This is a genomic window from Pseudarthrobacter sp. SORGH_AS 212 (assembly GCF_030818145.1).
GTDB lineage: Bacteria > Actinomycetota > Actinomycetes > Actinomycetales > Micrococcaceae > Arthrobacter.
Genome location: NZ_JAUTAA010000001.1, coordinates 761438 through 774609, shown reverse-complemented (window position 1 = coordinate 774609; position 13172 = coordinate 761438). Strand labels below are relative to the sequence as shown.

At 68.0% G+C, this 13172-nt stretch carries 13 protein-coding genes; 6 read left to right on the top strand and 7 right to left on the bottom strand.

The window, feature by feature from the left end; all coding sequences use genetic code 11:
* Positions 1 to 80: 80 nt before the first annotated feature.
* Positions 81 to 860, top strand: coding sequence for an IclR family transcriptional regulator C-terminal domain-containing protein (locus QE394_RS03405; RefSeq protein ID WP_349033708.1), 780 nt, complete (start codon positions 81 to 83; stop codon positions 858 to 860).
* On the opposite strand, the gene QE394_RS03400 is transcribed toward QE394_RS03405, so the two are convergent.
* On the bottom strand, positions 857 to 1624 hold the full coding sequence (locus tag QE394_RS03400) for an IclR family transcriptional regulator (RefSeq protein ID WP_349033707.1): 768 nt from the start codon (positions 1622 to 1624) through the stop codon (positions 857 to 859). The genes QE394_RS03405 and QE394_RS03400 overlap by 4 nt on opposite strands.
* Positions 1625 to 1714: 90 nt before the next feature.
* Here QE394_RS03400 and mmuM point away from each other — a divergent pair, with 90 nt between their 5' ends.
* Positions 1715 to 2659, top strand: coding sequence for a homocysteine S-methyltransferase (gene mmuM / locus QE394_RS03395; RefSeq protein ID WP_056082394.1), 945 nt, complete (start codon positions 1715 to 1717; stop codon positions 2657 to 2659).
* Positions 2660 to 2736: 77 nt separating this feature from the next.
* Here mmuM and QE394_RS03390 read toward each other — a convergent pair whose 3' ends face one another.
* Complete coding sequence (locus tag QE394_RS03390) at positions 2737 to 3288, bottom strand: dihydrofolate reductase family protein (protein WP_349033706.1); 552 nt, start codon at positions 3286 to 3288, stop codon at positions 2737 to 2739.
* A 236-nt stretch (positions 3289 to 3524) separates the two neighbouring features.
* On the opposite strand from QE394_RS03390, the gene QE394_RS03385 reads away from it, so the two are divergent.
* The gene (locus tag QE394_RS03385) at positions 3525 to 4088 is read left to right on the top strand and encodes a hypothetical protein (RefSeq protein ID WP_235501544.1); all 564 of its coding nucleotides are present in this window, start codon (positions 3525 to 3527) and stop codon (positions 4086 to 4088) included.
* A gap of 39 nt (positions 4089 to 4127) precedes the next feature.
* On the opposite strand, the gene QE394_RS03380 is transcribed toward QE394_RS03385, so the two are convergent.
* Together QE394_RS03380 and QE394_RS03375 are read right to left on the bottom strand one after the other, a co-directional pair.
* On the bottom strand, positions 4128 to 6320 hold the full coding sequence (locus QE394_RS03380; RefSeq protein ID WP_056082158.1) for an EAL domain-containing protein: 2193 nt from the start codon (positions 6318 to 6320) through the stop codon (positions 4128 to 4130).
* Between the two features lie 155 nt (positions 6321 to 6475).
* Complete coding sequence (locus QE394_RS03375; RefSeq protein WP_056082154.1) at positions 6476 to 6745, bottom strand: GlsB/YeaQ/YmgE family stress response membrane protein; 270 nt, start codon at positions 6743 to 6745, stop codon at positions 6476 to 6478.
* A 220-nt stretch (positions 6746 to 6965) separates the two neighbouring features.
* On the opposite strand from QE394_RS03375, the gene QE394_RS03370 reads away from it, so the two are divergent.
* Positions 6966 to 7832: an HAD family hydrolase gene (locus QE394_RS03370; RefSeq protein ID WP_056082151.1), complete on the top strand. Its 867-nt coding sequence runs from the start codon at positions 6966 to 6968 to the stop codon at positions 7830 to 7832.
* A gap of 28 nt (positions 7833 to 7860) precedes the next feature.
* Here the strand turns inward: QE394_RS03370 and QE394_RS03365 are convergent, their stop codons facing one another.
* Complete coding sequence (locus QE394_RS03365) at positions 7861 to 9258, bottom strand: UDP-glucose/GDP-mannose dehydrogenase family protein (RefSeq protein ID WP_349033705.1); 1398 nt, start codon at positions 9256 to 9258, stop codon at positions 7861 to 7863.
* Complete coding sequence (locus tag QE394_RS03360; RefSeq protein ID WP_349033704.1) at positions 9255 to 10412, bottom strand: glycosyltransferase family 1 protein; 1158 nt, start codon at positions 10410 to 10412, stop codon at positions 9255 to 9257. Before QE394_RS03360 ends, QE394_RS03365 begins: the two co-directional genes overlap by 4 nt.
* Positions 10413 to 10679: 267 nt before the next feature.
* On the opposite strand from QE394_RS03360, the gene QE394_RS03355 reads away from it, so the two are divergent.
* The gene (locus tag QE394_RS03355) at positions 10680 to 11156 is read left to right on the top strand and encodes a PRC-barrel domain-containing protein (protein WP_349033703.1); all 477 of its coding nucleotides are present in this window, start codon (positions 10680 to 10682) and stop codon (positions 11154 to 11156) included.
* A 195-nt stretch (positions 11157 to 11351) separates the two neighbouring features.
* Positions 11352 to 12665 carry a DUF6350 family protein gene (locus QE394_RS03350; RefSeq protein ID WP_349035365.1) on the top strand — a complete coding sequence of 438 codons (1314 nt, stop codon included), beginning with the start codon at positions 11352 to 11354 and terminating at the stop codon, positions 12663 to 12665.
* A 49-nt stretch (positions 12666 to 12714) separates the two neighbouring features.
* Here QE394_RS03350 and QE394_RS03345 read toward each other — a convergent pair whose 3' ends face one another.
* On the bottom strand, positions 12715 to 13146 hold the full coding sequence (locus tag QE394_RS03345) for a hypothetical protein (RefSeq protein ID WP_349033702.1): 432 nt from the start codon (positions 13144 to 13146) through the stop codon (positions 12715 to 12717).
* Positions 13147 to 13172 lie beyond the last annotated feature (26 nt).

Here is a 13172-nt window from a genome sequence, read left to right as displayed (position 1 = left end):
GCGGGGGACCCGGCCGGGTGTCGCGCCGCAAGGGCCGTGGAAGAATGGGGCGCGTGACCGGCGGGAGGGGCAGGGAAAGCGTGGATTCATCCGCTGAGGCGTCGTCAATGGCGCAGGGGCTCCGGATTGTCCGGCTGGTGGTGGACCGGGAGAAATCCGGGCGGCCACTCCTGGGTGTATCCCAGCTCGCCGCTGCGTTGTCGATGGACCAGAGCAGGGTTTCGCGGCTGGCCCAGGAACTCTGCGGCCTCGGACTGCTCGAACGCCCGGAGCGCGGGCCGTTCCGCGCCGGGCCGGAATACTTCAGCCTGGCCGCGGCACTCAATACCGGCTGGGTGCTGGCCGCCCGGACGGAGCTGGAATCCCTGGTTTCCGCGCTGGGCCTGCGTGCCAGGCTCTCTGTCCGTGACGGCTACCGTGCCATCCTGCTCCGGAACTCCAGCAACGACTCCGTACCCGGCAGCTTCGTCCACCCCGGCATGGTCAGTCCGGTGTGGTGCACGGGTGCCGGCCGCGCCCTGCTGTGGGACCTGGACCGGCCGGCCCTCGAGAGGCTGCTGCAGGACGTGAACTTCATTGGCATCGGCGGTCCGGGCGCGGCGCACACCATCGACGATGTCTGGGAGCTCATGGTCCGGGACCGCCCTGCAGGGGCGGTTGCCGCCGTCGAGGAATTCGAGCATGACGTTGTTGAGCTGGCCGTGCCCGTGCGGGACGGGTCAGGAGAAGTGCGGGCCTCGCTGAGTGTGCTCGGCGGTCCCGGCCTGGTGGAGCGGCGTGACGCGGCGGACGCCCTGGCCGCCGCCGCGGAAAGGCTCGGAGCGGCGGGAGGGCCCGGCGCTGCGGTCGTGCCCCACTAGTCCCGCGGCCGGTACCCCAATCCCGCTTCGAGCCGCAGCCCCTGCTGGAGCAGCGCTGCGGCGCAGGCCTCCCGGCGGGGTTCCAGCCGGTCCCTGATCCCCACGATCTGCAGGGCTGCCACCACCTCGCCATTAAAATCGCGCACGGGGACGGCCAGGGAGTACAGCCCCGGTTCTGCCTCCTGGTCCACTATTGAATAGCCCCGCCGGCGCGCCGCTTCCAGCCGGGCCAGGAAGTCTTCCACGCTGCGCGGAGTGTTGGGCCCGTGCCGGACAAAGTCGACGGCCGCGAAAACGGTGCGGATCTCCGCTTCGGAGGCCTCCCATAGCATTGCCTGCCCGGCGTCGCTGCAGTACGCGGGGTAGGGCCGGCCCAGCCAGGAGCCCACCAGGTTGCTGCTGGCCGGAACACTTTCGCCGATCGTCACGGTGCTGCTTCCGTGCAGGATGCCCAGGAAGCAGGCTTCATCAGTTTCGCCGGCCAGGGTGTCCAGGGCAGTGGCACCGTCGGATTCCAGCCGGCGGGCCGTCAGTTGCTGGGCGTCGGTGAAGACCTCCCAGTCCAGCGCATACGTGCGGTGGACGGTGCGGGCCAGGAAGCCCTCCTGCTCCGCACTGCGCAGGTACCGTGAGACCTGGCTGCGGTCCTTGCCCAGGCCTGCGGCGATCTCAGCCACGGTCCCGCCCGGATGTTCGGCCGCGTGGCGGGATCCCACAGCCAGCAGGGCCATGATTCCGCGGCCCATGCTGGAGGATCTCGACATGGCTCCGAGTGTAGTTGGGCTGCAGTGCCGTCGCGGTCCCGGGAACGTAATACCCGGCATCGGCATATCTGGATGCGTATAGTGACCAACATGCCTGCCATCCCCACGCTGTCCGCCCTGCTCGACGCCGGGGAATCCCTGACCTCCGACGGCGCACTGGCCACGGAACTCGAGGTGCGCGGCTGCAACCTGGACGATCCGCTGTGGTCGGCCAAGGTCCTGCTGGAACAGCCGGGCCTGATCCGGGACGTGCACCGGGACTACTTCGCGGCTGGCGCAAGGATCGCCACCACCGCGAGCTACCAGGCAACACCGCAGGGATTCGCCGGCCGCGGAATGACGGAGCAGGAGGCGCTGGACCTCGTGGCCCTGTCCGTCCAGCTGGCGGGCGAGGCGCGGCGTGACCATCTGGCTCACCACCCCGAGGCCGGGCCCCTGTTCATCGCTGGATCCGTGGGACCCTACGGTGCCTACCTTGCCGACGGCTCGGAGTACCGCGGCGACTACGCCCTGACGCCCGCCGAATTCCGGACCTTCCACCGTCCCCGCCTCGAAGCCCTGGCCGATGCCGGCGCGGACGTCCTGGCCTGCGAAACCCTGCCCTCCTTTGCCGAAGCACAGGCCCTTGCGGAACTGACGCGTGACCTCGGCGTCGAATCCTGGTTCTCCTTCTCCCTCCGCGACGCCGGGCACATCAGCGATGGCACGCCCCTGGCCGCCGTCGCGGAACTGCTTAACGCGGAGTCCCACGTGGCCGCCGTCGGGGTCAACTGCGTGCCGCTGGCGCTGGTTGCCCCGGCGCTCACTTCCCTCCGCGGCGGCACCGGCAAACCGCTCGTGGCCTATCCGAATTCGGGGGAGACCTACGACCCGGGCACCAAAACCTGGGACGCAGCACCCGCAGCCGCCACGGCCCCCGCAGCGCTTGCCGACGGCGTCCCCGCCTGGCAGGCCCTCGGCGCCCGGATCATCGGCGGCTGCTGCAGGACAACGCCTACTGACATCTCCGCCGTCGCGGGGCACATCCACCGCTAAGTCCGGGGCGAATGCCCGCCGTCCCCGGCGTGTCCGGGTCAATGTGCCCCGGCATGGGGCCCATTGGCGCAGGCAGCCTAGTCTCCGCGGAGCCCGTAGGTGCTGAGCACGTTGCCCTTGCTGGTGCGTTTCTCATCCAGCAAGACCAGCCGGGTGAGGGGATCGCCGTCTTCGAACAGCCGCCTGCCGCTGCCCGCCACCACGGGGTGGGTCATGAGCTGCAGCGAATCCAGCAGCCCTGCGAACAGCAGTTGCCGCGTCACGGAGATGTTGCCGCACACGGCAATCTCACCGCCGTCGGTCTCCTTGAGCTTCGCCACGAACTCCTCCAGCGGTGCGTCCATCAGCCGGGAGTTCTGCCACTCCAGCGGCTCGCTCAGCGTCCTGGACGCCACATACTTCTCCACCGGGTTGATGAACGCGGCGAAGTCCTGGTCCGCTGACGCGTTGGGCCAGTAGGACGCCCACTCCTCGTAGCTCTTCCGGCCCAGCACCACCGTGTCCACAGAGTTCATCATGGTGGTGAGCCCCTCGCCGAGCTCAGCGTCGAAGCTGTCGAACTGGAACTTGAACGGATCCGAAACCACTCCGTCAATGGAGTGGAACAGTCCGGCCGTAACTTTGCGCATGCGGGTCCTCCCGGGTTCGTTGGGTCAAGGAACAACCTATGCGCCGGGCGGTTCCGGCGGAAGACCAAATGCCGCCAGGGCACGTCGGATTGCCGCCAAAAACGGGGACGACGGCGGCACTCCAGTTACGTTCATCACTCGCCGTGGCGTCTTGCCGGGATTCGGCCGAAACGGGCCCCATACTTAGGGTGATGCGGCCACTTTCCGCAGCCCCGGCCAGGCAAGGAGGAAGTGCATTGGAAACCCTGAAGAAGATTGTACGGAACCAGTACTTTCCCGCCGGAGCTGTCCTCGCGGCGGTCATCTGCTTCTGGCTGGTGGGGATCCTTGGCGGGCTGTCCCTCCTGCACAACAATCAGCCGCCGCTGACCACCCTCACCTGGATGCTCTTCGTATACACCGCCGCGGTGCTCACACCGCTGGCGGGCCTGCTGGCCGCCGTGGACCTTATCCGCCGCTGGCGCCGCAACCGCGCCGCAATGGCAAACCCCGCTGATGCGTTCGTCCCGGCTGAAAACGCTGTCGACGAGTACGGCGTCATCGAGTACGCCCTTGACGAGGAATCAGCCGGGCAGGCCCGGGTCGAGCGGACTGCCACTCAGGCCGTTGCCGTGGAATCCAGCGCCGCGGAACCGGCTGCCGGGTCATCCGCCCAGGACCCTGCACCGTACGACCACGCCCAGTCCACCGCACCCGAAGCGCGCGGGCAGCAGGGCCCGGCCGCTCCGCCGCGGCCCCCAGGCCAACCCCTCGGCTCGGGAAAGAAGCCCAGGCAGCCCGGCGGCAGGCAGGCCGCCTAGCAGCCGGACGGCCCGGCGTTGTACTTGCGCAGCCGCGAGCTAGCGTTGGTGCAGCGCGCCGAGCACCTCTTCGGCCTGGCGCAGCGCGTCCCCAAGACGCGCGGCCGGCTCCGGCAGCGAGAACAGGTAGCCCTGCAGCGCATCGCAGTCGAGCGCCGTAAGGTAGTCCGCCTGTGAAGCCGTCTCGATTCCCTCCGCGGTGACGGTCAGCCCCAGGCTGTGCGCCATGTTGATCATGGAGCTGAGGATGGGCAGGCGTTCGCTGCCGGTCCGCACCATGGACACAAAGGTCTTGTCGATCTTCACGGCGTCCACCGGCAGGTCCTGCAACCGCCCCAACGAGGAATAGCCGGTGCCGAAGTCGTCCAGGGCAACCCGGGCGCCCGCATCCCGCAGCGTGCTGAGCTGCCTGATCAGGTCGCAGTCGGCATGGAAGAACACGCTTTCGGTGACTTCCAGCACCAGCTGGCGGGCGGCCACGCCGCTGGCCTCCGCGAGACCCAGCACCTTCGCGGCAAAGTCGTGTTCCTGCAGCTGCACGCCTGACACGTTCACCGCCAGCGACCTCGCCGGGTCCCCGCCCAGCCAGTCCGCCAGCTGCGCCATGGCCTGGGCCATCACCTCCAGGCCGATGTCCCTGATCAGCCCCGTGCGTTCGGCCAGGGGAATGAAGTCCGACGGCGGCACCCGCCCGGCGCCGCGGTCCCACCGGGCGAGGGCCTCGAACTGGACCACCTGCCCGCTGCGGTGCGACACGATGGGCTGGAAATCCACTGAGATCTCCCCGCCCTGCAGGGCGAACTGCAGTCCGCGTTCCATGTCGGTCCGTTGCACCAGGGCAGCCATCATGTCCGGATGGAACCGCAGGAAGCGGTTCTTCCCGGCGGCCTTCGCCGCGTACATGGCGATGTCCGCCTGGCGCAGCAGCTCGGACGGGCCAACCTCGTCCCGCCCCCGCGATGCCACTCCGAGGCTCAGGCTGGGGCGAAGCGCGCGGCCGCTGATGGTGACGGGGACGTGCAGGCAGCGGACAATGCACGCCGCGATTTCATCCACGTTGGGGCAGGCCGTCAGGAGCACCACGAACTCGTCGCCGCCCAGCCGTGCCACCACGTCCGCGGCCGGAACGCAGCCGCGCAGCCTGCGGGAGACCTCGATCAGCATGTCATCCCCGGCCTGGTGGCCGAGGAGGTCATTGACCTCCTTGAAATCGTCCAGGTCCAGAAGCAGCACATCAACGGACTTGAGCCGGGGTTCCTGCAGAGACCCGGCCAGGGCGTCGTTGAACACGGCCCTGTTGGCCAGGCCGGTCAGCGGGTCCTGGAAGGCCATGACGCGCAGCTTTTCCGCCTGCTCCGCCAGGTCAAGCATGGCCTGGTGCGCTTGTTCCTGGGCCTTGCGGCGGGGAGTGACATCCCGGAAGCTCCACACCCGGCCCACAACATCCTCGCCCACCTTGTGGGGGCGCGAATAGCGTTCGAAAGTGCGGCCGTCCTTGAAGTCCAGAACGTCGTAGCTCTCGGCGGTGGTGTTGCCCTGGACTTCCATGAGCCTGGCCAGGAACGCGCCGGGGTCGGTGAGCTGGCCGGTAATGCGCTGCATTACCGGGTCCCCGCTTTCACCTTCCATGAGTTTGCGGGGAATGTCCCACATGGTGAGGAACTGGTCGTTGTAGCCGGCCACGGTGCCGTTGGAGCCCATCACCAGGATGCCGTCCGCCGTGGACTCCAGGGTAGACGCCAGCAGGGACATCGCATCGCGAAGGTCCGCATTCGTGGCCTGCCGGTGCGAAGTACCCCGGACCGAGAGGAGGACCTGCGCCCCGGCCGGGACGCCGCCGTCGGGCGTGGTGTCCGTGGCATCGGCGGCGCCGGCCGCTGCGTTCCCGGGCAGCTGCCCGGGCCCGGCGGGAAAGAGGGACCCGGCCACTTCCGCGGAGAAGCTGGTGCCGTCGGCATGGACCCAGGCCACCTCCCGCGGGTGCGCGGTGGACCGGGCCAGGATCTGGCGGAAGAGCCTGTCCACCTCGGGGTGGGAGCGGTCAGCCAGGAGCGTCCGGTAATCCAGGCCGGTGAGGAACCTGCGGTCCAGTCCAAAGAGCTTTGTTGCTGCCCCGTTGGCCAGGGTGATGGTGCCATCTGCCGCGAGGGCCAGGAAGGCATCCGGGCTGGCGTCAAGCATCGCCTCGAACGTCCGGACTGCCATCGTGCTTTCGTGGCCGGATTCAGCCATACCACCACCCCCCTCGCACATCATAAGGTGCGAACTGCCGGTAATGGGGGCTAGGTTCACTACGGAATGGGCACGAATACCGGTACAGAACCGGAACGCAGAAACGCCGCCCCGCTGCCGGGACGGCGTCTCTGCGCTTGTGGATGGAGGGGCTGCTAGGCCCGGTGCCCGCTGCGGTTCATGACTGCGCCGTAGATCAGCAGCACCACGATGGATCCGAGGATGGCAAGCAGCCAGGTGCGGATATCGAAGAACTCGGCCAGGCCGCCGCCGAAGATCAGCGACCCGATCCAACCGCCGAGGATTGCGCCGACTACGCCGAGGACCATGGTCACCAGCCAGCCTCCGCCCTGACGGCCCGGCAGGATCGCCTTTGCAATGGCGCCCGCAATCAGGCCCAAGATGAGAAATCCGAGAATGCCCATGCTGTCACTCCTTATTAGTAAGTTGTGCCGTGCCCCCATCTCCGGTTCCCTAATTCAATCAGCGTGCTTACTTCGCTGCAAGGCTTTCAATATCACAGGATGACTATCAGTTTTTCCGGCAAACACCCGCCTGACCAGCCCTCTTGGCCTGGCGGGGCGCCATATTACGGGCCTTCGATAGGATGAATTGTCCCGGTTAGCACTTCCCTAGGAGCCCGGCATGGCCAGCCAGCAAACAGACCGTCCGCGCGCCATCTTCCTCGACATTGACGGAACATATGCGGACCACGGCCTGGCCCCGGCAGCCCACGTCGAGGCGGTGCAGGAAGTGCGCCGCCGCGGCCACCTGGTGTTCGTGTGCACCGGGCGTCCGCTGTCCATGGTGCCGGCCCACATCCTGGAGGCAGGGTTCGACGGCGTGATCACCGGCGCGGGTGCCCGGGTGGAAATGAACGGGGAGGTACTCAAGGACACCCGGTTCGAACCCGGCGTGGCGGCCCTTATCGTGGACACCCTGGACGCCAACGACGTCGCCTACATCCTGGAGGCTCCCGAAGCCTTGCGCGGCCGCACCGGAGTGGGTGAGCGGCTCCGGCGGGTCCTCACTCCCGTCTTTGCCGGCCGTTCCCGGCACGACGGCGTCCTCAGTACCGACGTGGATCCCGTGGACGACATCCTGGGGCCGGTCCAGTACAGCGACGACCTTCGCGGGGCGTCCTTCGCCAAGATTTCCTGCTTCGATTCCCCGGTACCGCTGACCCGCCTCATGGGTGGCCTCGGCCCGCAGGTGGGGCTCATCCCCAGTTCCCTGTCCGCCCTCGGCGACTCAGCCGGGGAGATCTTCATGGCCGGAACCCACAAGGCCGTGGGTATCCGGGTGGTGGAGGAACGCCTGGGCCTGCACCGGGAGGACATCGTGGCCATCGGCGACAGCGCGAACGACATCGAGATGCTCGAGTATGCCGGGGTGGGCATCGCGGTGGAGGACGGACATCCAGGCGTGCTGGCCGTCGCCGACCGGCTCACACCCGGCCCGGCCGGCAACGGCGTGGCGCTCGCCTTCGCCGGCCTGGGCCTCCTGGACTGACTGGCCTCCTGGACTGAACGCCGTCCGGTCAGCGGCGGGCTGCGGTTGCGACTTCGGCAGCAGCCCCACCCGCATCACTGGATGAAGCCGGGCACGTGCCAAGGCCGCGCACCACCCAGCCTTCCGCCTGCCATGCCGCGGCGTCCAGTGCGTTGCGCGCATCCAGCAGCACCCGCCGCCGTACCAGGCTGCCTGCAACGGCCGGGGACAGCCGGCGGTACTCATCCCACTCGGTGAGGAGCAGCACCAGTTCTGCTTCTTCCAGGGCCCGGGTTGCGTTGGCCTCGAACCGCAGCCGGGGGTAACGACGCCACGCGTTGTTCACGGCCTTGGGGTCCGTGACGGTCATATGAGCTCCGGCCGCTGCGAGGCGGTCTGCCACGTCCAGGGCGGGGGAGTCGCGGATATCGTCCGTGTCCGGTTTGAAGGAGGCGCCCAGCACGGTGATGGTCCGGCCGGCCACGGTACCGCCGCACAGGTCCGCCGCCAGGTCCACCGTGCGCTGCCGCTGGCCAAGATTGACCAAGTCCACCAGCTGCATCCAGTCCGCCACGGCATCCACGCCGTGGCTTGTGGCCTGTGCCCGGAAACTGCGGATGTCCTTGGGCAGGCAGCCGCCGCCGAAGCCCAGCCCGGCATGCAGGTAACGGCTGCCAATCCGCGGATCCAGCCCCATTGCCTCGCTGAGTTCCGCCACGTCCGCGCCGGACGCATCGCACAGCTCCGACACCGCGTTGATGAAGCTGATCTTGGTGGCCAGGTACGCGTTGGACGCGGACTTGATGAGTTCTGCCGTGGCGCAACTGCAGACCTGCCGGGGAATGCCTGCGCGCAGCAGCGGCTCGTAGACCGCATCCAGGGCTGCCGCCACCCCCACGGGCGCGCCGGTGGACCGGTTGAACGCCGCGGCTTTCCCGCCGTCCACGCCGTACACCAGGCGGTCCGGCACCAGCGAGTCCTTGACGGCTGTGCCCTGGCGGAGGAACTCCGGGTTCCAGCCCAGCAGGACATCGGGACGACGCCCCAGCACCCCGCGCAGCATGTCCACGGTGCCCACCGGCACCGTGGATTTACCCACGACGACGGCGCCCGCGGCCAGGTGCGGCAGCAGGGCCCGGGTGGCGGAGACCAGGTAGGAGAGGTCGGCGGCATCGGAGGCCTTGTCCTGCGGGGTGCCCACGCACAGGAAGTGCACCTGGGCGCCGGCGGCATCCGCGATGTCGGTGGAGAACCGGAGCCGTCCGGTGGCGCTGCCGTCCTGCAGCAGCTCGTCAAGGCCCGGTTCGTGGAAGGGGGCTGCACCGCGGGCCAGCTGTTCCACTTTCGCGTGGTCCACGTCGATGCCAACAACTGAGTGGCCCATCGAGGCAAGGGTGGCCGCGTGCACGGCGCCCAGGTAGCCGCAGCCGATCACCGAAATTTTCATAGAGCTGCTCCCTTGGCTTTGTACGAACCGGACAAAACCGGCTGTTCTGCGATGACATCGGTGTAGTGGCAGATCAGTTCCGAGCACAGGGCCGGCCACGTGCGGGCCTGTACCGAGGCGTGAGCCGCGGCGGCGAACGCCCGGCGCTTGGCGTCGTCGCCCATCAGGTCCAGGACGTGGCCGCGCATGGCGGACAGGTCACCGGGCTCGTAGAGCCAGCCGGTCCGGGAGTTCTCCACCAGGTCCAGCGGTCCGCCGCGTCCCGTGGCCACCACCGGCACCCTCGATGCCATGGCTTCCTGGATGGTCTGGCAGAAGGTTTCGAACTCGCCCGGATGGACGAAGAGGTCAAAGGACGCCACCGCGCGGGCCAGGTCATCGCCGCCCAGAAACCCGGTAAAGACGGCTCCCGGGAGGGTTTCCTGCAGGGCCGCCCGCTGCGGTCCGTCACCTACGATCACCAGGGTGGTGTCAGGCATTCCGGCCAGGGCTGCGAGGTCCTCCACCTGTTTTTCCACGGCCAGCCTGCCCACGTAGCCGATGATCCGGTGGCCCGCCGGGGCCACAGATGCCCGCCACCCGTCGTCGCGCTTGTCCGGCGAGAACCTGGCCGTGTCCACCCCGCGGCGCCACATCCGCACCCGGGGAATGCCGCGTCCGCGCAACTGGTTCAGCGCGAACGTGGAAGGCACCAGGGTCCTGGAAGCAAGCAGGTGGATATTCTCCACGCGGTTCCAGGCCCAGTTCTCCAGGAAGGGGACGCCGTACCGGGCCGCGTAGCCGGGAACCTCTGTCTGGTAAACCGCGACGGCGGGGATGCCAAGCTGGGCGGCCGCCTGGGCTGCCCGCCAGCCGAGGACGAACGGCGAGGCCAGGTGGACGACGTCCGGTGCGTAGTCGGCAAGGATTCGCTTGACCCGGTACACACCGCCCATCGCCACCCGGACATTCGCGTACCCCGCAAGCGGGACCGCCGGAAGCCGGTGGATCTCGGCGCCCTTGACATGGTCCTCCGCACCGCCGTCGTGCGCTGACGGCGCAATGACCAGGACATCGTCGCCCCGCTCCTGCAGATAGTCCAGCACCCGCAGGATGGAGTGCGTGACCCCGTTCATCAGCGGCAGGAATGATTCAGCAACAATTGCGATCCTCACCCCTCCACGGTGGGTGCCGGCCCTGACGCGGCGGGGATGAAGGCATGGCCCGGAGGGAAAGGTTCGGTGAACAGCGGGGAGCATCAACGCGGGTCTTGGCAAAAATTATAAGTAGACTTCCCATTTGATGCTAAGCATGCTTACTGTAGTGCGGTGGCCAGCGGTGCGCCTCAAGCAGACGGGGCTGGAGCCGGAGGCAGGGGAAACCCCGTGCCGGGTCCTCTGCCGCTGGCCCAACCCAGCGCAACGATTATCCAAGGAGAAGCCATGCTCAACCGGGACAACATTGAGGCCGTGCTCCACAAAGGCGGCAACGTCATCGGAGCCGACGGCGACAAGATCGGCTCGATTGGCCAGCTGTACGCAGACGACGACACGGGTGAGCCCACCTGGGTTACCGTCAAGACGGGCCTCTTCGGCACCTCGCAGTCCTTCATCCCCGTAGAGGGTGCGCGTACCCAGGACGACGACCTGGTGGTGCCTTACACCAAGGACCACGTCAAGGACGCTCCGCGTGTCGACGTCGACGGCCACCTCACGCCCGAGGAAGAGGACCGGCTCTACACGCACTACGACCGTGGCGCCAGGACGTACTCCGACTCGCAGGATGATGTGCAGGCTGACGTCGACCTGCAGGGCGACGCCGACCTCAACGCGGGCACACCCACTGCGGGAATCGACGGTGCAGACCGCGACCCCGCAAGCCGGTCCCGCCTGAGGAAGTACGGGCAGGACGGCGCGTAACCACTGGACGCAGACGACGCCGGGCGCCTTCAGGGCGCCCGGCGTTTGAGCGCCCGTTGCGTGTGCTTGCCGCTCCGATGTGCCAGTGGTCCGGCGCATAGGGGCGTGCCGTCACCGCCGGCCCCGGCATAACGAAGCCCCTGATGGCCTGTCGCGTCCGGGCGGCAGGTGCCCGGCGTGACACCATGGATCACGATGAAACTGCGCGCTGACCAGACCGGAGACCGTGGCCTTCCCATGCCCTTGTGGCTGCAGGGAGCTATAGAAACAGCCCAGGCGGCGATCATTTCCGCGCTGGCCGTGCTGGTTCCCATCATTGCCGTCTGGGCAACGGCCGGCTTCCAGGACGACGGGTTTGAGACGCTGGCCCGGCTTGCCGGCCAGTCGTGGCTGCTGGTGCACGGTGTTCCGCTGGAACTGGCAGCTGCCGGATCCACCGCCGCATCCCACACCGGCTCAGGCCTGCTGACGCTGGTTCCCCTCGGCCTGACACTGATCCCGTTCCTGCTCGCCTGGCGGGCCGGCCGACGCCTGGCCCGGGCCTCCTACACGGACCAGCTGTGGCAGGCACTGCTGGGATCATGGGTGGTCTACTCGGCGTTCGGTGTGGCCGCCGGTTTCGTCTGCCGCACCCCGGACGTCGGCATCAACCTCGGTTACGCCATGGTGGTGCCGCTGATTCCATTCGCCCTGGGCATGGTCATCGGCGCCCGCCGCGAAGCCGGATCGTGGAGCCGGCTGATCGGTGTGGACGCCGTCGACTGGATCTCGCGGACCAGCCAGCATTCACGGTGGGCAGGGTCCTACCTCGCCTCGGTGGTGAAGGCCGGGTTTGTGGCTGTTGCCGCTGCCCTGGCACTGGCCGCCGTACTGCTGGCCGTGGACCTGTTCGTCCACTGGAACCTGGTGCTGGCCGTCTATGAAGCGCTCGACGCCGGTGCCGCCGGCGGTGCGGCCCTCACCGTCGCCCAGCTCGGCTACCTTCCCAACCTGGTGGTCTTCGCCCTCGCCTGGGCCTCGGGTTCCGGCTTCGCTATGGGAGTCGGTTCCCAAGTGGGCCCGCTGGGGACCGCCGTTGGGCCCCTGCCATCCATCCCGGTTCTGGCCGCCATTCCTGCCGGGGCCCTGGACTACGCCTTCGTGGCCCTCCTGATTCCGGTCATCGCGGGCGTGCTGGCCGGATGGTGGTTCCTCCGGGAAGGCGAGAACCACTTTGACGAGTGGCTCTCCATCAAGGTCCACGCCCGCTGGTTCACTGCTACGGTGTCCACCCTGGTCCTGGGAGTATTGGCCGGGGCCGCGGCGGGACTGCTGGCCATGGGGCTGGCCTGGCTAGCCCGGGGCTCGGCCGGCATCGGTCGGCTGACCGACATCGGACCGGACCCTCTGTGGATGGGTGTCTGGTTGGCCGCGGAGGTGGGTGCCGGCGTCGTGATCGGTTACGCTGCCGGGCCGTGGCTGGAACGTGAACGGGCCGTGGCGGATGACGACGCGGAACTGGTCCACTAGCTTCGAAGGCCGGGACCCTTAGGTCCTTAACCTGTCAGCAAAGGCGCTGCTACGGCGCCTGGCGGGGGAGTGATCCCTCCAGCTGCACCTGGCACGTCCGTTGTGCCTGGTCTGTGAGCGCCCGGTTCACGCAGGCCTGGTACTCCGCTGCCTGGTTGAAGAACAGTGCCGAGGCCAGGGTCAGCAGCACCATGCCGGCGGTCACCATCAGGCCGCAGATGGTAGCGAACAGAATCAGCCGGGACTCTTTTGAACGGAACCACCTGATCAACAGGACGATGCCGAGGGCCAATGCGGCAGCTGTCAGGATTCCCGTCAGCCAGAGATAGCGGACATCCAGCTGGTAGACGAAGAATGACCCCAGCACGGACACGATGAACATCCGGAACAGAGTGTGGGTCTTGGCCCTTGAGGCTTTTGCAGCCTCGCTGAGCGGCGGTTTTGTCCGCTGGGGCCCGGCCGGTTCCGGTGTGGAGTTCATGTTTTCCAGCCTACGCGAGCCTGCCC